18 protein-coding genes are annotated in these 21,318 nt (G+C 64.1%); 7 read left to right on the top strand and 11 right to left on the bottom strand.

Annotated features, from left to right (window positions below; all coding sequences use genetic code 11):
• From Q0367_RS17750 to Q0367_RS17780, 7 genes are all read left to right on the top strand, one after another.
• Positions 1–323, top strand: a 323-nt coding sequence (locus Q0367_RS17750) for an exodeoxyribonuclease VII large subunit (RefSeq protein ID WP_298983871.1), incomplete at its 5' end; no start/stop codon positions are given.
• Positions 324–508: 185 nt separating this feature from the next.
• Positions 509–2,077: an alkaline phosphatase gene (locus tag Q0367_RS17755; protein WP_298983873.1), complete on the top strand. Its 1,569-nt coding sequence runs from the start codon at positions 509–511 to the stop codon at positions 2,075–2,077.
• 440 nt (positions 2,078–2,517) lie between these two features.
• Entirely contained in the window at positions 2,518–2,844 is a 327-nt protein-coding gene (locus Q0367_RS17760) for a hypothetical protein (protein WP_298983875.1), read from the top strand.
• A gap of 97 nt (positions 2,845–2,941) precedes the next feature.
• Positions 2,942–3,514 (top strand): hypothetical protein, encoded by a 573-nt coding sequence (locus tag Q0367_RS17765; protein ID WP_298983877.1) that lies wholly within the window; start codon positions 2,942–2,944, stop codon positions 3,512–3,514.
• A 173-nt stretch (positions 3,515–3,687) separates the two neighbouring features.
• Complete coding sequence (locus tag Q0367_RS17770; RefSeq protein ID WP_297636557.1) at positions 3,688–4,407, top strand: response regulator transcription factor; 720 nt, start codon at positions 3,688–3,690, stop codon at positions 4,405–4,407.
• Positions 4,391–5,845, top strand: coding sequence for a cell wall metabolism sensor histidine kinase WalK (locus tag Q0367_RS17775; protein WP_298983879.1), 1,455 nt, complete (start codon positions 4,391–4,393; stop codon positions 5,843–5,845). The genes Q0367_RS17770 and Q0367_RS17775 overlap by 17 nt, the downstream gene beginning before the upstream one ends.
• 38 nt (positions 5,846–5,883) lie before the next feature.
• Positions 5,884–6,303, top strand: a complete 420-nt coding sequence (locus Q0367_RS17780; RefSeq protein ID WP_298983881.1) for a secondary thiamine-phosphate synthase enzyme YjbQ — start codon at positions 5,884–5,886, stop codon at positions 6,301–6,303.
• A 100-nt stretch (positions 6,304–6,403) separates the two neighbouring features.
• Here the strand turns inward: Q0367_RS17780 and Q0367_RS17785 are convergent, their stop codons facing one another.
• From Q0367_RS17785 to Q0367_RS17835, 11 genes are all read right to left on the bottom strand, one after another.
• Positions 6,404–7,849: an anion permease gene (locus Q0367_RS17785; RefSeq protein ID WP_298983883.1), complete on the bottom strand. Its 1,446-nt coding sequence runs from the start codon at positions 7,847–7,849 to the stop codon at positions 6,404–6,406.
• 283 nt (positions 7,850–8,132) lie between these two features.
• Positions 8,133–9,116 (bottom strand): adenosylcobinamide-phosphate synthase CbiB, encoded by a 984-nt coding sequence (gene cbiB / locus Q0367_RS17790; RefSeq protein WP_298983885.1) that lies wholly within the window; start codon positions 9,114–9,116, stop codon positions 8,133–8,135.
• 2 nt (positions 9,117–9,118) lie between these two features.
• On the bottom strand, positions 9,119–11,845 hold the full coding sequence (locus Q0367_RS17795) for a cobyric acid synthase (RefSeq protein WP_298983886.1): 2,727 nt from the start codon (positions 11,843–11,845) through the stop codon (positions 9,119–9,121).
• A gap of 4 nt (positions 11,846–11,849) precedes the next feature.
• Positions 11,850–12,644, bottom strand: a complete 795-nt coding sequence (gene cobA / locus Q0367_RS17800; RefSeq protein WP_298983888.1) for a uroporphyrinogen-III C-methyltransferase — start codon at positions 12,642–12,644, stop codon at positions 11,850–11,852.
• Positions 12,641–13,957 (bottom strand): precorrin-3B C(17)-methyltransferase, encoded by a 1,317-nt coding sequence (gene cobJ / locus Q0367_RS17805; RefSeq protein ID WP_298983890.1) that lies wholly within the window; start codon positions 13,955–13,957, stop codon positions 12,641–12,643. The genes cobA and cobJ overlap by 4 nt, the downstream gene beginning before the upstream one ends.
• Complete coding sequence (cobM, locus tag Q0367_RS17810; RefSeq protein ID WP_298983893.1) at positions 13,954–15,906, bottom strand: precorrin-4 C(11)-methyltransferase; 1,953 nt, start codon at positions 15,904–15,906, stop codon at positions 13,954–13,956. The genes cobJ and cobM overlap by 4 nt, the downstream gene beginning before the upstream one ends.
• Positions 15,903–16,733, bottom strand: coding sequence for a precorrin-2 C(20)-methyltransferase (gene cobI / locus Q0367_RS17815; protein WP_298983895.1), 831 nt, complete (start codon positions 16,731–16,733; stop codon positions 15,903–15,905). Before cobI ends, cobM begins: the two co-directional genes overlap by 4 nt.
• A complete protein-coding gene (gene cbiE, locus Q0367_RS17820) occupies positions 16,730–17,947 on the bottom strand; it encodes a precorrin-6y C5,15-methyltransferase (decarboxylating) subunit CbiE (RefSeq protein WP_298983899.1) in 1,218 nt (405 codons plus the stop codon). The genes cobI and cbiE overlap by 4 nt, the downstream gene beginning before the upstream one ends.
• The gene (locus Q0367_RS17825; RefSeq protein WP_298983901.1) at positions 17,944–19,197 is read right to left on the bottom strand and encodes a cobalt-precorrin-5B (C(1))-methyltransferase; all 1,254 of its coding nucleotides are present in this window, start codon (positions 19,195–19,197) and stop codon (positions 17,944–17,946) included. The genes cbiE and Q0367_RS17825 overlap by 4 nt, the downstream gene beginning before the upstream one ends.
• Entirely contained in the window at positions 19,194–19,844 is a 651-nt protein-coding gene (locus Q0367_RS17830; protein WP_297636519.1) for a precorrin-8X methylmutase, read from the bottom strand. The genes Q0367_RS17825 and Q0367_RS17830 overlap by 4 nt, the downstream gene beginning before the upstream one ends.
• Complete coding sequence (locus Q0367_RS17835) at positions 19,841–21,298, bottom strand: sirohydrochlorin chelatase (protein WP_298983903.1); 1,458 nt, start codon at positions 21,296–21,298, stop codon at positions 19,841–19,843. The genes Q0367_RS17830 and Q0367_RS17835 overlap by 4 nt, the downstream gene beginning before the upstream one ends.
• Positions 21,299–21,318: the final 20 nt, after the last annotated feature.

Below are 21,318 nucleotides of genomic sequence, written 5' to 3' on the forward strand. Positions count from 1 at the left end.
GAGCCTTTGAGCGCTTGCGCATGCGCCTGCAACGCATTCATCCCCAGCGCCAGATCGATCAGGCGCGGCTGCGCTTGGACGAGCGCGAGCGTCGGCTGCATGGGGCCGTGCAGCGCGCGCTGGCGCAGCGCCGCGAACGGCTGCGCGCCGCGGAGCAGCGTCTCGAAGCGCTCAATCCGTTGCGCGTGCTGGCCAGGGGCTACAGCATCGTGCAGCGCATGGATGGCGTCGTCGTCATCGATCCGGCGATGGTGCATGCCGGCGAGAGGTTGACTGTGCGGGCGGCGCGCGGCGAGTATCGCGTCGAGGTGAGGGAAAAGTGAGCAAAGAGAAGTGAGAGAGCGGCTGCGAGTGGCGAAGAGCAAACTGTTCCGGCCATTTGGACAAAATTTTTTACATCCCTTTAATCTCCTCTTATCACCCCGTTGACGTCGCCTTCCTACTGTGAAGGTGCATCGGCTGCGATGCAAGAACGTCCGTCTGTCAACCGATGAAATGGAGGAAAACCATGCGAAAACTCGCAGCTTTATTACTTGCCCTGGCCTTGGCGGCGACGACAGTCGTCCCGGCCTCCAGTCAGCCTGCAGTGCAAACCGGCAACGTGATCTTCTTTCACCCGGACGGCTCCGGCCTCAACCACTGGAACGCCGCCCGCATGTATTGGTACGGCCCTGACGGCGAGCTGCACTGGGATCAGCTTCCGGAGATGGCCGTCTATCGCGGCCACATGAGCGACCGCCTGGTGGGCACCTCCAACGGCGGCGCCACCGTGCACGCCTTCGGCTACAAGGTGCTCGGCCCCGGCTCCTTCGGCCAGGACGGCGGCATCGACCCGGAAGAGCCGGGCTCGCAGGGACGCCCGATCAACGCACTCAGCGGCTATCCGGGCAGCATCATGCGCGAGGCTGCGGCGGCCGGCATGCCTGTCGGCATCGTCAATGACGGCGACCTGCCGGAGCCGGGCACGGGCGTCTTCCTGGCGGAAGTGGGAAATCGCAATCTTTCCAACGAGATTGCACGCCAGTTTATCGATGGCCGCCCCGGTTTTGAAGGGGAGCCTCTGCCCAAGGTGATGCTGGGCGGCGGCGAGGGATTCTTCCTGCCTTCTGACGCGCCGGCCTGCGGAGAAGAAATTACGCTGGACTGCTATGTGCATGTCGATCAGGTCAACGGTCGCGGCCCGGCGCGCGACGACGGCCGCAACCTGCTCAAGGAGGCCGCCGAGCTCGGCTACGAAGTGATCCGCACGCGCGCCGAATTCGACGCGCTGTGGGCGCGCATCCAGGCGGAGCCGGACTATGCGCCGATGGTGCTGGGGCTTTTCGCACGCGATGACATTTTCAACGACACCACGGAAGAGCGCCTGATTGCGCTGGGCCTGGTCGATGATTCGATGAAGGGGACAAAGGAAGGTCGCCTGATCATCTGGGGCAGCCGACCGGGGACGCCCGGCTACAACCCGCCGACCGTCGCCGAAATGACGCAGATGGCGCTGGAGTTGCTGCGCCGTCACAGCGAGGCGGCGGGCAAGCCCTTCTTCCTGGTCAGCGAGGTCGAGAGCGTCGACAACCTGCCCAACAACTCGAACGCCATCGGCGGTCTGCGCGCGCTGAAAGCGGCGGATGATACGATCGGCGTGATTCGTCAGTTCATCGCCGAGAATCCTAACACGTTGCTGCTGACGGCGGCGGACAGCGACGCGGGCGGCATGCAGGTCTTCAGCCCTGCGCCGGTGGATGAGAACGGTCGCGTCACCACCAGCAGCGGCAATCCCACGGGCTTTGGCCTCAACCAGGGCTTCGCGCTGGATGGCATTGAGGGACAAAACACGGAGCCCTTCCTGGCCGCGCCCGACGCCTTTGGCAACGAGCTGGACTTCGCCATCGGCTGGACGGGCACCAACGACGTGGCGGGCGGCATCCTCAGCCGCGCCGAAGGGCTGAACGCCGAGCTGCTGCGCACCGAGTTCCGCAGCCGCTTCGACAACACCGACGTCTATCGCCTGATGTACGCCACGCTCTTCGGCGAGCTGCTGCCGCCTTCTTACGGCCAGCAGGCGCCGACGCGCGGCGAGTAGTTGCTGTTCTTCTAACTTTACACTCAATAGACTGCGCCGGCGCGCCGGGTTTCGGCGACGCTGGCGCAGCGTTTTTGCTGCGCAGGGCGCCTTCCCGCGCTCTTTTTTCTTCCTGTCGTTTTCTGCTCATCGTCGACGCAAGCTGATATTCCCTTCTGCAGAGAGAGCTTCAGAATTTTTTAATTTTTTCTTTGGCGGTTTTTCATGCTCATTCGCTATCCTGCCAGACGAAAAGCGCAAAACCATTTCTGGAAAATGCGAGGCATTCTACGGCGTTCATGGACGCGCCTTTCTGAAAGGGGGAGACAATGCAGATGGAGCACAGAAGAACCTTGTCGTTTCGTGGATATTTTGCTTGTGATTCCCAGTCTTCCCGTGCTCGTCTCCATCTCCCCCGAAGAAAATCGGTGCATATATACGCACGCGTAGGTCACACTCGGGTGCTGCGCCTTGCGGAGGCGCTCGGCTATGAAAGCATCGACATCGACCTGACCTGCTGCGATACGATTGACGCAGATCTGCTCCAACAGTGTGATCTGATCCTGATCGACGCCGTGTATTTGACGGAAGCGATGCAGCAATACCTCGTCGAATGGATTCGTTTGCACACCTTCGCTCCGATTGTTGTCATGGGAAAGCGTAGCTATCGGCGGGACGTTTCGTCTGTTTTGGCGAAAGGTGCGGACGGGATCGTCTGGCTCGACGACCCCATCGAGGTGAATATCGCGCATTGCAGAGCCATTTTGCGCCGCGCAGGCGCTTCCTGATCGAAGAACGATGTGCGGTTTGTGTTCATCAGAGGCATTTCTCTGTCGCTCTGGTTGTTTTTAAAAGCTACTTCGTTTAGAAAGGCAGGTTGCAAAAGTGTTCAAACACGCGACAGCATTCTTTGCGCCCGCGCTCCTGGCTATCGGCCTGTGGGGAGAACCTTTGTCGGCGGCCGGATTGTCGGAGTGGCAGCCCAAGCCCCGCCCTGCGCAGTGCACAGCGGCCACGATCGAAGGTCAGGTGACCGGTTTCTCCTACAATTCCAAGGGAGACCTCCACGGCGTATGGTTGGACGCCGAGGTTCATGTGCGCTTTCCACCTCACGAAGGTTGGCGGGTGAGCGAAGTGCTTTCGGTGGGCTCCTATCTTGAAGCGACAGGGTGCTGGCGAAGCGGACCGAAAGGCGACGCACATCTCAAGGCGGAGACCATCACCGTGCCCGAAGCTGGACAGACGCTTATGATTCACAAGCGCGCGCCGCGCAGTGCGCGCCATCCTCACCCAATGCCGGAATACGGGCGACCTACTCCGGCGGCGCCCGGACATGAGCATCTTGCTCCGCCTCCTCCTGCGCCGCGGCATGGGCGCCCCGTTCCTCCTGCAGCGGAACGTCAGCATCCTGCGCCGTATGCGCCGGGATATGAGCGCCCTGCGCCGCTGCAGCCGTAATTGAGCGACATTTTTCTCACCTGCGCTGCTTCTTACGCCCAGGCGCCGACGACTTCTACACCGCACTGTGGAGGTCGTCGGCGCCTTTTGCAAGGCTTGCGCCGGGCTGCGATCCAACCCAAATAAGGTGTGATACAATCAGGAGAACGGTAAGCATTGATGGGGTTGACGTTATGACGCTTGAGGAAATCAGCGCATCCTCTGCTCGCATCCTGATCATCGAAGATGAGCACACAATCACCGAATTCTTGCGCGTGGGACTGACCTATGAGGGATTTCAGGTCGAGATCGCCTGCGACGGATGGAGTGGCCTGCGTCTTTTGGATGCACAAGAGTTTGATCTGGTGATTCTGGACTTAATGCTGCCCGATCTCGATGGGCTGGAGATCTGTAAACGGCTGCGCGCCGCCAATGCCGATCTCGCCATCATTCTGTTGACCGCCAAACGCGAGATCCCCGACCGGATCGCCGGTTTGAACCTGGGCGCAGACGACTACGTGACCAAGCCCTTTAGCTTTGAGGAGCTTCTGGCGCGCATTCGCGCCGTATTGCGCCGCCGCGGGCGACCGCAGGAGCAGACTGTCGTGACGGCCGCGGGCATCGTGCTCAACAGCGTCACCTATGAGGTGCACAAAAACGGGGAGCCGATCGACCTGACGCCCAAAGAATTCGCCCTTCTTGAATTGTTCATGCGCCACCCTCGCCGCGTTTTTACGAGGGAAACGCTTCTCAACCGCATCTGGGGGTTCGATTTCGTCGGCGACACCAACGTCGTCGATGTTCACATCCATCACCTCCGCGAAAAGATCGGCGATCGAGCCAGGCGTTTGATTCGGACCAACTACGGCCTGGGCTACAGTTTCCGCCCCGATGAAGATGATTCGTTGGCATGAGCGTTCGCTGCGCACCCGCCTCACCGTGCTTTATGTCGCTTTATTGACTTTATTGTTGAGCGGCCTCGGTGTGCTCTTCTATTTTGATATGCGCACATTTCTGTTCAGCACCACTGCAGTGCGACTGCGCGCCCAGGCCAAGCCCGTCATCGAGCGCTGGCTGGTCGAGGCCCCGCTCGACGCCGCCGGCGTTCCCTCGTTGCATCCGATTGCGGAAAATCTGGCGCGCGATTTGACCTCCCGCGACACCACCGCTCTGATTCTGGACTCCGACGCCGCGCTGCTGGCGAATGGCCGCCGATTGCCCGAAGAGCCTCTTCCGGCGCCGGTCGATCCCGAACGAATGGCGCTGGCCCTCGCCGGAGAAAATGAAATCACCTACACCGTGATGGTGGGCGACCAGCACACGATGGTGCTTTTGATCCCACTGCGCCCCCAGCCCGGCCATCCCACTATTCTCGGCGTGGCGCAGCTAAACACGCCCTTGACTGTGGTCGATCAGCTCCTGTGGCGCGAACAGAGATTAATTTTGGTGGGGAGCCTGCTCACCATTTTGCTGGGGGTGGCGGGCAGCTTCTGGCTCACCTCGTCGGCGCTGCGTCCCTTGCGCCGCATGACCGACGCCTGTCGACGCATCGCCGCCGGCGATTTCAGCGAGCGCGTCAACCTGCCCTATCTACAAAGCGCTGAGGCCAAAGATGAAGTGATTCAACTGGCCGGCGCCTTCAACGACATGATCACGCGCATCGAGAACACCTTTGCTGCGCAGCAACGCTTTATCGCTGACGCGGCCCATGAATTGCGCACCCCTCTGACGGCGATCAAAGGGACCCTGGAAGTGCTGCTGCGCGGCTCGCAAGACGATCCGGCCAACGCCAAACGTCTGCTTCGCGCCATGTACAGTGAGACAGAGCGATTGAGCCGTCTGGCCGAACAGCTGCTGGATCTGACTCGACTCCAGAACGGAATTATCCTCCATCGCACCTCCTTTGATTTAGAGCGCTGGCTCCGAGAGGAATTTCTGCCCCAGGCGCATTTGTTGACCAGAGACCGGCGGCTTGAATTGCAGCCAGGAGGCGCTGCAGTTGTCAACGCCGATCCCGACGCCCTGAAACAGGTTCTCTTCAATCTGCTCGACAACGCCGTGCAGCACACTGCGCAGGGGGAAGCCATCCAAATCGGCTGGGAGACCACGCGCGCGGTCGTGAGGGTCTGGGTGGTGGACGACGGAGAGGGCATCCCCGCTGAGGACCTGCCGCATGTTTTTGCGCCGTTTTATCGCGGGGATCGCTCCCGCTCGCGCCTGCGCGGGGGGGCCGGCCTGGGATTGACCATTGTCCAAGGAATTGTCCATGCCCACGGTGGGCAGGTGCATGTCGCAAGCGCCCCTGGAAAAGGAACGCAAGTGACGTTCACACTGGAATGCGTCCAGTCTTGATTCTAAGGCTTATCATAACGACGATAGGAGCATTTTTCATGAAGAGCTACCGCAAAGAACTGTGGTTCCACGTCCCGACTCGCCGCGCCTTTATCAACATTACGCCGCAGGTCGAAGAATGCCTGCGCGAGAGCGGCGTCCGGGAAGGGTTGGTGTTGGTCAACGCCATGCACATCACCGCTTCGGTCTTCATCAACGACGACGAGCCGGGGCTGCATTACGATTTCGAGCAGTGGCTGGAAGGACTGGCGCCGCATGAGCCCGTCAGCCGCTATCGCCACAACCGCACCGGCGAGGACAACGCCGACGCCCATCTGAAACGTCAGATCATGGGGCGAGAAGTGGTCGTGGCCGTGACGAACGGTCGGCTGGACTTCGGGCCGTGGGAGCAGATTTTCTACGGCGAATTCGACGGCCGCAGGGCGAAGCGGGTGCTGGTGAAAATTATCGGCGAATAAAATGCGTCGCGGCGTCGGCCTTCCAACGCCGCGACCTTCTGAGTCAAAAATGTCAGCTCTGCTCAATGAGCACAAGATACAAGGCTGACGCAAAACGTTATCAGTATAAAATGGAGAGGTAAGGGAGCCCAACCACCAAAAGAACGGCTAAAAAGATGACTCCAAAAACCAGACCCAACAACCAGAAGGCGCGGCGGTCAATAAAGCCGCTTCCGTAGTAGATGGGGCTGGGACCGGTGGCGTAGGGCGTAATGATGCCCATGATGCCCAAAGAGTAGCAGAGAAGCAGCGCCAGCATCGTCACCGGCATTCCGGGCACCGCCGCGCCTACCGCCAGCATCACAGGCAGCACTGCAGTTGTTTGAGCCGTGATGCTGGCGAAGAAGTAATGAATGAAGAAGAACAACGCCACCAGGGAGATCATGACCAGAGTCACCGGCAGCCCTTCCAGAAAACCTGCTGCTCGGTCAGAGAACCAGACAATGAAGCCCACTCGATTGAGACCTCCGGCGAGAGTGACCAACGTCGCAAACCACACCAGCACATTCCACGCTGGTCCATTGGCAAGAACATCGCTCCACTTCACCACGTTCAATATCAACATGAGACAAATTACGCCCAAGGCGACCGTCGTAGCGTCTATGAAGTCGCGACCCAAGATCCACAGAACCAGCGCCACCAGCGCCAAGAGAGCCATGACAATCTCTTGACGAGAAAGCCGACCCATCTGGGCTATCTCTTGGCGAGCCCACTCCGGCACTTCGGAGCTTCCTTTAATTTCGGGCGGATAAAGCTTATAGACTAGATATGGCAGCGCCGCCAACAAGATGACGCCCACAGGTAGAAAGCCTACAAACCATTGCGTCCAGGTGATCTGCAGATTCACCGTTTTGTTGACCAATTCGATAGCTAGCAGATTGGGTGCAAGGGCTGTGAGAAACATAGAACTGGTGACGCAAGTGGCAGCCAGCGCCGTCCACATAATGTAAGCTCCGATCTTACGCGCTGTGGGGCCAGGTTCTGAACCATAGAGCCCCGGGATGTTGCGAATGATGGGAAAAATGGTCCCGCCGCTGCGCGCCGTATTTGAGGGGGTGAAAGGCGCCAGAATTAAATCGGATAATGTGATCGCATAACCCAACCCTAGCGTGCGCTTTCCCAGACGCTGCACTAGGTGAAGGGCGACGCGACGACCTAGACCGGTCTTCTCATAACCCATGGCGAACATGAAGGCGGCAAAGATCAGCCAGACAGTGGTGTTGGAGAATCCGCTGAGCATCCATCTAATTGTCTCGCCTGGCAGGTCAAATCCAGGATCGGCGCGTTGCTCCGGCGAGAACGCCAACCCCAAAACGCCGATGAGCACGACGCCGATCAATCCAATGGCAGCTGCCGGCAGCGGCTCCAAAATCAATCCCACAATCACGCCGACGAAGATTGCAAAGTAATACCAGGCATGAGGTGCCAGATCTTCAGGCGTCGGGATTAGGGCGATGATGATTGTAACCAGAACGGGAAGAACGACTCTCCATGGAACAGCTTTCATATGCGACTCCTTGTTCTATGAGAGAGATTGTGGATTGAGAAGGGATTTATAGATTGACATAAAATAATCGATAAATATGTGAACTGTAGTCTGCGCGATAACCGTGCACAAAGATAGTTTCAAAAATTATTATAGTGTATTTGTGATTTAATTCACAAGTTAGATTTGAGAGTATCAGGAATAGGGATTACGCAGTTAAGGTGGAGTCTTCTCGCGAAGTATGGCCTTCCAGGATTCTCCAGGCTTTCTTGGAAGGTGGGCCAACCGTAATGTCTATGAGAATCTATGAGTTATGGCTGCGAATATGGCGAATCAACACAATGATCCCAATACCGACGCCGGCGGCGACCCCGACCAGCCGTCGCGCACGGCCGATGTCTCTCGTCTGCGGAGACGCCAGCCCCGCCCCTAACACGTAATGACCCACTTTTTCCAGTTCCACCCCCAGCGCGCCGGCCATCGCCGCCATCGGGTGGCCGGCGTTGGGGCTGGCGGTTCGACGCGCGTCGCCACGCCAGATGCGCCAGGCGCGACGCCCATCGCCGCCTGTGATGCGAGCGCAGGCGACGATCAGCAGCGCCGTGGCGCGCGCAGGAAGTAGGTTGGCGACGTCGTCCAGCCGCGCCGGCGCTTTGCCCAGCCATTCCCGTTCGGCGTCTCGATAGCCGAGCATGGCGTCGGCGGTGTTCAAAAAGCGATAGGCGTAGGCGGCCGCAAGCCCCCATTCGGCCTTGGGGGCGAGGGCGTAGTAGAAGAGCGGCGCCAGCGTCCCGTCGGAAAGGTTCTCGGCCAGCGACTCGATCGTCGCCGCCGCCACTTGCGAGGCGTCGAGCCGGCTGACGTCTCGGCTGACGAGGTGCCAGGCGAGCAGCCGTCGCGCCGCTTCCAGCTCTCCTCGCTCCAACGCCGCCTCGACGCTGCGCCCCGCCGCCAACAGGCCGCGCAGGGAAAAGGTCATCTTGAGCAAGATAGCTTCAAGCAACGCGGCGACCGGCGTCGGCGCCCGTGAAAGCGCATGACTCACGCTCCGCGCCATCAGGGCTGAGAGTACGGCTCCGCCTCCGGCAAGGCAGAGACCGAAGAAAAAGGGCGCGGTTCGTCCCTGGCGCGGCGCGCGACGTCGCAGCCAGGCGATCGCCGTCCCCATCCACGCCACCGGATGCCAGCGGTTGCCGGGATCGCCCCAAAGCCAATCGAGGGCGAACGCCAGCAAGAGCGTCATCCAGCGTCGATCGGTTGCGCGTCCGTTGCGGGTCGTCACGGCCATCGTCACCCGCCCCCGATCAAACGCTCGATCGTCGGCCAGCCGATGGCGGCTTCAACGACGTCGGCGAGGCGGTCATATTCGCGAGCGCGACGCCCGCGGCTAGAGACAAGCGGCGTTTGCTGCGTCGTGGGCGCTGTTGCGGCTTTCCAACCTAAGGAGCGCAGCCAGTTGTGGCGAAACGCGTCGTTGGCGAAGATGTCATGGAGATAGACGCCCCAAACGCGGCCATCCTGGCTGAGCGCGCCGTCGGGAAGCTCGACCCCCTGTCCGTTGCGCTGCACGATCACGCCGAAGGGCGTGGCTTCGCCGAGCCGGACGCTCTCGCCCATGTGGATCTCATACCCTTCCACCAGGGAGCCATCGGGCAGGCGCATCTGCGAGCGATAGGTGTGTTTGACGCGCGCAAATTCCGTTGCGACCGGCAGCAAGCCTAAGCCGGCCATGGACGCGCCGACCGGCCCTTCGACGCCGTGCGGATCGTCCACGCGTTCTCCCAGCATCTGATAGCCGCCGCAGACGCCGACGACGACCGTGCGCTGTGCAGCTTCTGTGATGGCGCGATCGAGCCCTCGGCTGCGCAGCCACGCCAGGTCGGCCAGTGTGGCTTTGGTGCCGGGAAGGATAATGGCGTGCGGCGCGCCGAGTTCTTCGACTGCGCCGACATAGCGCACGCGCACCCCCGGCTCCGCGGCCAGCGGGTCGAACTCGTCGAAGTTGGCGATGTGGGGGAGGCGGATCACCGCGATGTCGATATGCGGCGATGGATTGCCAGCCTGCGGCGAAGGATGCAACGCGTCCGGCTGAATCGAGACGGCGTCTTCATCTGGGATCAGAAGGTCGGGTAGGTAGGGGATGACGCCGAGCAAGGGAACGCCGAACGTCTTTCCACGGAGCAATGCGTTGACGTCGCCCAACAGCGCCGGATCCCCGCGGAATTTGTTGATCACCAGCCCTTGGATGCGGCTGCGCTCCTCCGGCTCGAGCAGCCACAGCGTGCCGGCCAGGGCGGCGAAGACGCCGCCGCGATCGATGTCGCCCACCAGCAGACAGGCGGCGTCGGCGTAGTGCGCCATGCGCATGTTGACGATGTCCCCGGCTTTAAGGTTGATCTCCGCCGGACTGCCCGCCCCTTCCAGCACAATCACGTCAAAGCGGCTGGCCAGCCGGTCATAGGCGGCGCAAACTTCCGTCCAGAGCTGTTGTTTGAGCGCAAACCAGTTGCCGGCCTCAATGCGCCCCGCCACTTTGCCGTTCAGGACGATCTGACTGCGGCGGTCGGCCTCCGGCTTGAGCAACACCGGGTTCATGTCCGTATGGGGGGCGATCCCGGCGGCTTCCGCCTGGACGATCTGCGCTCGACCCATTTCGCCGCCTTCAGGCGTCACGCCGGCGTTGTTGCTCATGTTTTGCGCTTTGAAGGGCGCCACCTTTACGCCGCGCCTCGCCAGGATGCGGCAGAGGGCGGTGGTGAGGAGGCTCTTGCCGGCGCTGGAGTGGGTGCCCAACACCATCAAGGCGCGTGCGCGCGCAGAGCGGCAGCCGCCTTTATGCAGGGCAAGGGCGGGAGCCGAGACGGTGGTTGCGGCCTGGCCTGGCGCAGCGAAGGTTTTTGCTCCGTCCACCTCCAGACGAAGCTGCTCGAGCGCGTTCAGCAGGCGGCGGTTTTCCTCTGGTTTTCGTGTAGCGATGCGAATGTGCGCGGGGAGACCGAAGGAGGCGCAATCGCGCACCAGAAGGCCATGCGCAAGCAGGCGACGTCGCAACGCAGCGCCGTCCCCGACGCGCACCAACATGAAATGCGTCTCTGAAGGCAGCGGTCGCCATCCGCCGTGCTCCAGTCCGGCGATCAGCTCCTCCTTTGCCAGGCGCAGTGCAGCCAGCGTTTCGCGCAGATGCGTCAGGTTGGCCAGGGCGGCGGCGCCGGCGGCCTGCGCCAGAGCGTTGACGCTCCACGGCGGCTGCACGCGGCGCATCGCCTCGATGAGGGTTGGCGCAGCCAGGGCGTAGCCGAGCCGCAGCCCCGCCAACGCATACTCCTTGGTGAGCGAACGCACGATCAGAAGGTTGGCCAGGTCAGGGGCGTAGGCGGAGCGAGGCGAAGCGAGAAACGCCAGATAAGATTCATCGACGATGAAGAGCGTCTGCGGCCATCGCCTTGCCCATGCGTGGAGAACCTCCACCGGCGTGAAACGACCCGTGGGGTTGTTGGGGTTGCACAGAAAGACTGCAGATGGAAGGCGTTGTTCGAGCAGGCGTTCGATTGCCTCCGGCTCAACGGTGAACGCATTGCGCTCCTCGCCTCGCCACTCATGAGCCGTAGCGCCCATCAACGCGGCGACGCGCGCGTACTCGCCATACGTGGGGCCGACAATGAGCACAGCGTCACCCCGGCGAAGGAAGGCGAACGCCGCCAGCCAGAGAATTTCCGATGCGCCGTTGCCGACGAGGATCGATTCCGGCGTGGTCCGAAGAGCGTCCGCCAGGGCGCGTCGCAGCGCCCTGCATTCGCGATCGGGATAACGGGCGAGATCAATGGTTTGCAACGCCTGTTGCACGGCCGGAGAAGGGCCAAAAGGGTTGCTGTTTTGGCTGAAATCGAGAACGGCGTCGGGGGTGAGACCCAGCTGCTCTATCTCGGCGTAGTCGATGGCGCCGTGGAACGTCGGCGGCGTCGCCAGCGCTTCCGGACGCAGGCGGGCGTAAATGGGCGGAGCGCACGCGCGGGTCATCCGTTCACTCCTCTCCCTCGAGCGGTAAAAAGCCGGCGAAGCCTGCGGCGTCTCGTTCGGGCTCAAACCAGGCCAAACGGTCTGCAAAGGCAGCGGCGGCGCCGATCAGGACGATCGCAGGCGTCGGCATGGGATGGTGCTGAAGCGCGGCGGGAAGCGCGGCCAGCGTGGAGCGCAGCGTCCGTTGCCGGCGAGTCCCCGCCCAACTGACGACCAGCGCAGGCGTCTCTGCGCAGCGACCGGCCTCCAACAACGCCTGGCAGATGGAGCCGATGTTTTTCATCGCCATCAGGATCACCAGGGTGGGGGCGTGCGCCAGGGCGCGCCATTCCAGCTGGCTGCCCGGTTTGTCCGGCGCTTCGCTGCCGGTGAGCACGGCAAAGCCGGAGGCGACCCCACGCTTCGTCAGCGGCGCGGCGGCGTAGGCGGCGGCTGCGTTCACCGAGCTGACGCCCGGCACCACTTCGTAAGTCAGCCCCGCTGCGGCCAGCGCCTCCATCTCCTCCCCGCCCTGGCCGAAGATCAGCGGATCGCCGCCTTTGAGCCGCACCACCATTTTGCCCCGTTGCACGCGATCCACCAGCAATGCGTTGATCTGCGCCTGCGTGGCCACGTGACAATCGCGACCTTTGCCGACGAAGATGCGCTCGGCGTCGGGCCGCGCCTCGTCCAATAGCTCTTGCGCAATCAGGCGGTCGTAGAGGATGACGTCGGCGCGGCGCAGCAGCTCCAGCCCGCGCACCGTAATCAGGTCTGGGCGTCCCGGTCCGGCGCCCACCAGATAGGCCTTTCCCGTCATTCCGTATCCTCTCTATGGTTTCTTGCCTGCGCCAGCAATCGTCCGATTTGGTCGCGACAGGCTGCTGCACGCCGTGGGTCTGCGCCGCCCGTGCTCACGGCGATGAGCGCGTCTTCGGTGCGCAGCACAGCCGGAACATGAAAATCTCCTTCCTCGGGCGCGTCGGCCACGTTGCACAGTGCGCCGACCGCTGCAGCCTCCTGCGCGATGGCGGCGTTGACCGCTCGCTCCGACGTGGCGGCGAAGACCAGCCTTGCGCCGACCAGGTCGCCCGGCGCATAGGGCCGCGCCTCCCAGTCGATGCGCCCCTCCGCCGCCCATCGTTGCAAGGTCTCCGTCGCCGTCGGCGAGATCAGTCGGATGCGCGGCGCAGCGCCTTCAGCCGTCGCTGCGTCGAGCAGCCCGCGCACCTTGCGTTCGCCCACCTTGCCGCCCCCGCAGACCACGACCGCGGCGCCTGCGAGCTGCGTCAGGGTGATGGGATAGAGCAAGCGAACGCCAGCAGTTGTCATGTTGGCCGCATTGGGGGATTCGACGATCCCTTCCGGTGCGAACTTATCCAGGTGACCGGCCGCATACCCGCGCGGGGTGGCAAAATGGCCGGCGACCATGAAGCTCTGGCTGTTGCCGACCAGCACCAGCGAAAACATATCGACCGTCTCCACGTCGAGCGCCTCCAGCGTCGTCACCTGCACGCGTTCGTTGCGGCGCGTGATGTTGCGCGCCACCGCCACCGGCGTCGAAGGAGGGCGAAATCGTCGCAAGATCTCCATGGCTCTTCCGAGCTGCCACGAACGTTCCTTGCTGCGTGGGTTGTAGAAGGCGATGACGAAATCTCCCCACGCTGCAGCGGCAATGCGGCGCTCGATGATCGGCCAGGGCGTCAACAGGTCGCTCAGGCTGATGGCGCAAAAATCATGGCCGATCGCCGCGCCCACGCGCGCAGCGACCGCCTGGAACGCGCTGACGCCCGGCGTCACCACCACCGGCGGATCGTGTCCCTGCCAGTTCTGGCTGCGCAACAGCTCAAAGACCGGCGCAGCCATGGCGTACACGCCGACATCCCCGCTGCTGATCAAGGCCACGCGACGCCCCTGTCGCGCCATCTCGATGGCTGTGCGCGCCCGTTCGACCTCCTCGCCCATCGGGCTGAGCACAACGTCCTGATGCTCGGCAAGCAACGGGCGAATCAAGTCGACATACAATTGGTAGCCGATCACCACCTCCGCCGCCCGCAGGTGATGCTGGGCAGCCAGCGTCAGATGGTTCAGGTCGCCCGGCCCGATGCTCACCAAAAAGAGCGCTCCGCTCATGCATTCTCCCTTCCGCTGTTTGTTTGATTGCGCAACGCAATGGCGACCGTGCATTGCTCGAAACTGCGTTTGGGCGCCAACAAGGGCCCGCCTGCCGCCAGCATGGCGCAAGGCTCGGCCACGCCCGGCAGCCCGAATTTTTCCTGCGCCGCGCTGGCGGTGAATGTCTCCGGAGCGAGCTGTTGCAGCCGGTGATGAGGGATCACGTGCAGCGGCGCGCGCAGGGCGTCGGCCAGGCGGCGCAGACCGGGTTCTTCGGCCTTTAGCTCCGCAGTGGCGAGCGCAGCCAGGCTATGCAGCGACAGGCCGGCTTCCTCAAAGGCGATGCGGAGCGCCTGTTGAAGCGCCTCCGACGTCGCTCCTTTTCGACAGCCGATGCCGGCGACGAGCAATGGTGGTCGATAGATGAGGCTTTTGGCGGTCACCTGCGTTTCAACCAGGCCGGGCGTTGCGATGATCCCGGCGGCGTAATCAGGCGTTTTCAACGCCTCCGGCTCTGCAATTTCCTCGAGGTTGGCGCAGCCGCTGAGTTGCTCGCGCAGACGCTCCGCCTCGGCGAGGGGAATGCGCGGGTCGATCCAAAGCCCGATGCGGTCATCGTCGACGAAGCGGGCCATCGTATGCGTCAAGGCGCTCTCCGGGTCGATGCGCCAGCCCAGCTCTTCCGCCAGACGATCCAGCGCCGGCTTGCCCTGGCCGTCGCTGGCGGTGGTGACGACGGCTGTTCCGCCCGTGATGGCGGCGACTTGCTGCGCCAGCCGGTTTGCGTCGGCCTGGTGACCGCCGAGCAATGGAATCACGAAGCGCCCCTGCTCATCCAGACAGAGCACAGCCGGATCGTGTGTTTTTTCGCTCACCAGGGGCGCCACTGCGCGCACGGCGACGCCGGCCGCCATGATCAACAGGAGCGGTCGTCGCTCCTGCCAACGGCGGCGCACTTCGGCAAGCACGGAGCCCGCGTAGCGATGCGTGCGCTCCGATGGTTCATCGCCTGGCCGCTGCGGCAGCCATGCTTCGCCTTCGAGCGCCGTCGCCAGCCGTTGCGCCAACGCCGCGCCCCGGCGCGTGACTGCGATGCAGATCGGGCCTTGGTTGGGCAAAGCCGAAGGCGTCTCCGGGTGATTTGTCGGCGGCGCTTCAGTCGTTGGCCGCGCGGTCGCCCTCCGAAAGCGGTGGGTGTAGTGGGGGGCATACAGATGACTGGCCGAGCGTTGCTCCGCCTGTTTGAGCGTCGGGTCCAGCGCCGGCGTCACGAGAATCAGCGCCTGTCGCGTATAACCTGCGGCGCGCACCTTGTCGGCGATGTCGGCCAGCGTGCCGAGGACGTAGCTTTCGTCGGGCCAGGTCACCCGATGCACCACTGCCGCCGGCGTGGCGGGCGAGTAAGCGCCGCCGGCGAGCAATTCCTCCACCACCTGTCGGATGCGCGTGACGCTGAGATGGATGGCGAGCGTTGCGCCGTGCGCGGCGAGGTCACGCAGTTGCTCACCGGCCGGCATGGGCACGCGGCCGGCTGCGCGCGTCAAAATCACCGTCTGCACCAGGTCGGGCACGGTCAGCTCCACGCCGAGGCGGGCGGCGGCGGCAAAGGCCGAGGCCACGCCGGGGACGATCGCGTAGGGGACGCCCGCCTCTTCCAGCCGGGCCATCTGCTCGTGGATGGCGCCGTAGATGGACGGGTCGCCGCTGTGCACGCGGGCGACGACTTCCCCGCGGCGCGCGGCGTCGATCATCAGCGCCATGATTTCGTCGAGATGCATCGCCGAGGAGCCGAGGACGCGCGCATTGGGCCGCGCGGCCGCCGTTACGGCCTCCGGCGTCACCAGGCTGTCGGCGTACAGCACGAGGTCGGCCTGAGCGATGAGATCGCGCCCGCGCACGGTGATGAGGTCGGCTGCGCCTGGGCCTGCGCCGATGAAGTAGACGGTTCCCGGTCTGGCCTGAATCATAGCGACTCCGGTGAAGCTGTTGAGGTCGGTGAAGTTGAGGTCGGTGAAATCGTCGAGGGCCAGGCCCCCTGCACGGGCAGACGGATGGGCGCGCGTTGAGAGCGGCGCACGATCAGGAGCGAAAGATAGGGGCGCGGCTCCGTCTCGGTGCGCAACGTCCGCAGATCATCGACGATGCGTTCTTCGGGCATGCCGACGCGTTCGGCGTAAACTGCGGCGTCGAGCAGGCCTAAGGTTTCGAGCGCGCCGAGCACGCGAGGGAGCGCGGCGCCCACCTTCATCAGGATCACGGTTTCAAAGTCCGCCAGCAGCCGCTGCAGCACAGCGGCGTCGGTCTCGTAGCTGGCGGGCAGGATCGCCACCCGCTCTGAGGTGGTCGCCAGCACGACGCCTGCACGCGCGGCCGCGGCGGCGAACGAGGTGACGCCGGGAACGACGCTGACCTGAACGTGCGGATGGCGCTGCGCCAGCTCGCTCCACAGGTAGGTGAAGGTGCCGTAGAGCAGCGGGTCTCCTAACAACAGATAGACGCCCTGCGCGCCCGGCTGCAATGCGGCTGCGATCTGATCGGCGGCGGCCTCCCAGGTCGGCGTCAGCAGGTCGGGATCGCGCGTCATCGGCAGCGCCAGCTCGACGATGCGCTGCTCGGGCCGCAGCCACGGTTCGGCGATGCGCAGGGCCAGGCTGGCGTCGCCGTCGCGGCTGCGCGGCGCGAACACCACCTGCGCCTGTTCGATGGCGCGCACAGCCTTGACGGTGATCCATTCCGGATCGCCCGGCCCCAGGCCGACGGCGGTTAAAAGCGAGGTTTTCGTCATGGTTGTCATTGCCCGTTTGCCTTTCGCCAGGTGAAGATAAAGACCGGGTTCAAAGCCTCCAGCCGCAGGGAGGATTGAATCGTCTTGCCCCGGCCGATCTGCGCCAGCGCCACCTGGGCCTCAGGCGCCAGTCGCCGCAGGGTCTCCAGGCTGTCCAACGTGACCAGATTGACGACCAACCGCCCGCCGCGGCGCAGGCGCTCCTGCGCCATGCCGACCAGCTCCGCCAGGCGTCCGCCAGAGCCGCCGATGAAGACGGCGTCGGGATCGGGCAGGTCGCGACAGGCTTCCGGCGCGCTCCCCTCCACAACCTGCACGTTGGGCGCATCGAGGCGGACAAGGTTCTGCCGAATGCATGCACAAAATTCGGGCCGGCGTTCGACCGCGTAGACGCAGGCGGTGGGTTGACTGATGGCCGCCTCGATGGCGATTGCGCCGCTGCCTGCGCCAATGTCCCACAGCACTTCATCGGCGCCGAGCGCCAGTTCGGCCAGCGAGAGCAGGCGAATCTCCCGCTTGGTGATTTGGCCGGCCAGCGTGATGAACGCCTCGTCGGGCAGCCCGGGCGGCCGCGGCCGTCGCGGGCGTGGATTCCACACGACGAAGACGTTCAACGCCGCGAACTCCTCCTGTTGCGCTGCTTCCGCCAACGTCATGCGCAGCACGCGTTGGTTGTCTGCGCCCAGATTTTCGCACACGGCGCATGGGGCGTCGGCGCTCATGCCGGCGGCGATCAGCGCCCGTGCAACGACGGCCGGCGTCTGCACGGGGTCGGTGAGAATGGCGGCCTTAGGCGCAGCGAGCGCCTGTGGAAGCATTGCGGCCAGCGGTCGGCCATGCGCGCTGAGCAGCGCTGCATCGTGCCAGGGTTCGGCCAGTGCGGCGAAGGCCAGTTGAAACGAGGCGGGCGCCGGGTGAATTTCCAGCGCCTCTGGAGGCAGCGCCTTGCGCAGCGTGGCGGCGAAGCCATACCAGAGCGGGTCGCCGGAGGCCAGCACCGCCACGCTCTCGCCTGCCTCCCAGCCCTGCCGGGCGCGCGCAACGGCGAAACCGGCGTCCGCAGCGATGACGATGGTTTCTCCCGTAAAGGCCGGGAAAGCGGCCAGGTGCCGTTTGCCGCCGATCAACACCTGCGCCGCTTCAATGCGCTCCCGCAGCGTCGGCGGCAACATCTGCACCCCGCCGGCGTGGATTCCCACCACCAGCACAGGCGTCCGCTTCATGCTGCGTCCTCCAACGGCTCATCGTCGTCGTAGGCATGCGTCGGATCCTCTGCCAACCGTTGCAGCAAAGGAGCAGTGGGGAGAGCGCTGGACAGCCGATCTGCCTGAGAGGATTCAATGGCGCCTCGGGCGCGGCCGAGCACCTCGCCGTTGAAGTCGATCAGGATCGTCTCCATCTCTAATGCGCCGCCTTGCTTACGCACAAATTCTAGACAGGCTTCGAGCGCCAGCTCGGCGATGCGTTGCAGTGGCGCGGTGAAATGCGCCGCCTGGCAGAGCTCCAGGAAATGGCGTCCTGTGTTGGCGTTGGCGACGGCTTCCACCAGCGCGTCCGGCGCGCCCGTCTCTCGACAGACGCGCGCCAGGAAGTCAAAATCGACCTGATTGCCGGCGACGTGGGTCTGCATGTGTCCCTGCGCCGTCTTGATCATTTTGCCGATCATGCCTACGAAGACGACCGAGCGCACGCCCATGGCGACGCAGGTTTTCAGCGCGTCGCCGGTGAAGACGCTCAGCTCGACGAAGGCGACCTCGGGCAGCTCCGGGAAGAGCTGCATGGCGAAGCGTTCGGAGCGGCCGCCGGTCGCCAGCGCCACGCGCGCAACGTGATTGGCAGCCGCCATTTCCACCGCTTGAACCACGCTGGCGCGCCAGGCGGCGGTGCTGTAGGGGAAGACCTTGCCCGTCGTGCCGAGGATGCTGATGCCGCCCAGGATGCCCAGCCGCGGGTTGAGCGTGCGCTGCGCCAACCGCTCGCCGTCGGGGACGCTGATGATCACCTCCAGCCCGTGCTTCTCCAGCCATGCTGCGCCGCCGGGCGCGGCGGCGATGACGGCGTCGAGCACGTTTTCCGTGATCTGGCGTCGCGGCACCGGGTTGATCGCTGCAGCGCCGACGGGCAGCCCGATCCCCGGCAGCGTGACGCGACCGACGCCCACGCCGCCGTCGATGTGCACGCCCGGCTCGGCGACGATGCGCACCTCCGCGCAAATAAGCGCGCCGTGGGTCACGTCGGGGTCGTCGCCAGCGTCCTTCACCATGCAGCAGTAGGCGCTGTGTTCCTCCAGCCGCGGATGAACGGGCGTCATGGTGGCCGTTTCGCCGATGGGCAGCGTGATGGTGACCTGCTCCGGCCACCGGCGGGTGAAGAGGGCCAGCGTCGCTGCTTTGGCGGCGGCGGCGGCGTTGCTGCCGGTCGTGTACCCTGTGCGCCCCCTGCGCCGATTGCGCGGCGGAACCCTGTCGTTCATAAGACCTCCGTGGCCGTGCGGCCTGCAGCCAGCCGCAACAGGGCATTGGCGATGGCGACCGCTACGGGCGAGCCGCCCTTGCGCCCTTCCGTCGTGATCCATGGAACATCGGTGCGGCGGGTGAGCAGCGCCTTGCTCTCCGCCGTCCCCACAAAACCGACCGGCGCACCGATGATCAGCGCCGGCCGCACGCCTCGATCGACGAAGGTCAGCGTTTCCAGCAGGGCGGTCGGCGCGTTGCCGATGGCGACGACCGCGCCCGCCAACAGTCCTTGCGCCGCGGCGTAACGAATGGCCGCAGCGCTGCGGGTGATGTTTTCCTGGCGGGCCTGGGCGCACACCTGCGCTTCGTTGACAAAACAATACACCGAGACGCCCATCGCCGTGGCAATTTCTGCGCTGACGCCTGCGCGCACCATTTGAACGTCGGCCAGAATCGGGCGCCCTCGTCGCAGCGCATGAACGCCCGCCTCGATTGCGCCCTCGCTCCAGCGGGTGATGCGGGCGAAATCAAAATCGGCGGTGGCGTGGATGATGCGATGGATCACGACGTCGGCCGGCGGCGCGAAGACCAGCCCCTGCGCGGCCAGCTCCTCGCGGATGATGGCGAAGGATCGTTCGGTGATGGCGGCGGGCGTTAGACTCATCGCGCTGCCTGCTCCCGCAAATGTTCGCTCCAGTAGTGATAGGTTTTGGCGACGGCGGTGACCACGTTTTTGATTTCAGATTCGAGCCGGAAGCGGGGGCCGACCGGCACGTACAGCACGCAGCCTTCGCGTCGCACGGCGATATTTTCCACCACAATGGCGCGCAAGAGCCAGATCGCCATCTCTTCACTTGCACATTGGATGCCCAGCCACCCCGGCGCGCGGGAGGGAACGGTGGACAGGCCGGTGGTCATGCGCACCCCGCGGCTGATCTCTTCCGCCACGCGCGCACAACCTTCCGGATCGGCGAGCGCTTCCTGAGGGTCCACGGGTTCGAGCAGCTCCCCACGATGGGGGGGTCCGCCGGCCAGCGCCAGCTCGCAGAAGGGGTTCTCCGGATCGTCCACGCCCCAGATGCGATCCCAGGCCACGCGGCCTTCTGCATCGTAGACGAGCGGCGCGGCGGCCATCGGCGCCGCGCTGACGGCGCGTCCTCCCTGATAGCGTGGAGGCAGGATTGCCGCCAGACGCTCCATGCCGTGGGAATGGGAGACGCCGCGCAGGCCGTGGCGGTGATCGGAAGATTGAGGCGCACCGGAATCGTCGGCGTAGGCGGGCATGCGATGGCGATATTTGCACAGGTCGCAAGTCATGCTTGCGTTTCCTTCGACGGCTTCCCGATAGCGTTGGAGGATCGCCTCCACCACGCCTGCGTGACTGTGCAAGTGCTCTGCGAAGCGCATCTCTACGTCGGGATGCGCCGCCGCCACGGCTTTGGCCTGGCGCAGAATGCCCCGGTGGATGCGGCCGGTGAAGAGCAGAAATGGCGCCACGACGATGCGTTCGGCGCCGAGGTGAATGCAGCGCTCCAGCGTCTCGGCGACGCCAGGACGGGCGATGCTGTAGAAGCCATATTCCACCCACTCATAGCCCCATCCCTCCGCCAGGAGGCGCGCCATCTTGGCGACGTCGCTATTGCTGTCGGGGTCGCCGGTTCCGCGACCGATGAGCGCGATGGCGGTGCGAGGCAGCCGGACGGGAAGGTCGTTTGACGAGTCGTCCGGCGCTGAAGCAGCGCCCTGGAGCGCGCGGCGACAACGGTCATCCAGCGCTTGAAGCAGCGCGTACTGAACGCCAAGGGGCGCAGCGTAGCGAAATTCGACCTCTGGCCAGCGCGCGCGCGCCCAGTTGAGCAAGGTGGGAATGTCGTTTTTCTGGTGCCCCGCCGGCCCCAGGAAAAGCGGCGCCACCACGATCTGGCGATGGCCTGCTTCCACACATTGCCGCACCGCTTCGGCGATGGGCGGCTCGCTGAACTCCAGAAAGCACGGGTAAAGCTTTGCAGGGACGCGCGTCTGCAGGATGTGAGCAAGGTGAAAAAACTCCTGGACGCCTTCCATATCCTGGCTGCCGTGGCCGATGAAAATCAGGGCGGTGGGAGAAAATTCAGGCATTGCGTTTCCCTTTGAACCTG

Origin of the sequence: uncultured Caldilinea sp. (assembly GCF_937128415.1) — a bacterium.
Lineage (GTDB): Bacteria > Chloroflexota > Anaerolineae > Caldilineales > Caldilineaceae > Caldilinea.

What these genes read in the sequence shown, in the direction of transcription:
- Q0367_RS17755 (WP_298983873.1), top strand. Translation starts at nt 509, where the DNA reads ATGCGAAAACTCGCAGCTTTATTACTTGCCCTGGCCTTGGCGGCGACG.
- Q0367_RS17770 (WP_297636557.1), top strand. Translation starts at nt 3,688, where the DNA reads ATGACGCTTGAGGAAATCAGCGCATCCTCTGCTCGCATCCTGATCATC.
- Q0367_RS17775 (WP_298983879.1), top strand. Translation starts at nt 4,391, where the DNA reads ATGATTCGTTGGCATGAGCGTTCGCTGCGCACCCGCCTCACCGTGCTT.
- Q0367_RS17780 (WP_298983881.1), top strand. Translation starts at nt 5,884, where the DNA reads ATGAAGAGCTACCGCAAAGAACTGTGGTTCCACGTCCCGACTCGCCGC.
- Q0367_RS17785 (WP_298983883.1), bottom strand. Translation starts at nt 7,849, where the DNA reads ATGAAAGCTGTTCCATGGAGAGTCGTTCTTCCCGTTCTGGTTACAATC.
- cbiB (WP_298983885.1), bottom strand. Translation starts at nt 9,116, where the DNA reads ATGGCCGTGACGACCCGCAACGGACGCGCAACCGATCGACGCTGGATG.
- Q0367_RS17795 (WP_298983886.1), bottom strand. Translation starts at nt 11,845, where the DNA reads ATGACCCGCGCGTGCGCTCCGCCCATTTACGCCCGCCTGCGTCCGGAA.
- cobA (WP_298983888.1), bottom strand. Translation starts at nt 12,644, where the DNA reads ATGACGGGAAAGGCCTATCTGGTGGGCGCCGGACCGGGACGCCCAGAC.
- cobJ (WP_298983890.1), bottom strand. Translation starts at nt 13,957, where the DNA reads ATGAGCGGAGCGCTCTTTTTGGTGAGCATCGGGCCGGGCGACCTGAAC.
- cobM (WP_298983893.1), bottom strand. Translation starts at nt 15,906, where the DNA reads ATGATTCAGGCCAGACCGGGAACCGTCTACTTCATCGGCGCAGGCCCA.
- cobI (WP_298983895.1), bottom strand. Translation starts at nt 16,733, where the DNA reads ATGACAACCATGACGAAAACCTCGCTTTTAACCGCCGTCGGCCTGGGG.
- cbiE (WP_298983899.1), bottom strand. Translation starts at nt 17,947, where the DNA reads ATGAAGCGGACGCCTGTGCTGGTGGTGGGAATCCACGCCGGCGGGGTG.
- Q0367_RS17825 (WP_298983901.1), bottom strand. Translation starts at nt 19,197, where the DNA reads ATGAACGACAGGGTTCCGCCGCGCAATCGGCGCAGGGGGCGCACAGGG.
- Q0367_RS17830 (WP_297636519.1), bottom strand. Translation starts at nt 19,844, where the DNA reads ATGAGTCTAACGCCCGCCGCCATCACCGAACGATCCTTCGCCATCATC.
- Q0367_RS17835 (WP_298983903.1), bottom strand. Translation starts at nt 21,298, where the DNA reads ATGCCTGAATTTTCTCCCACCGCCCTGATTTTCATCGGCCACGGCAGC.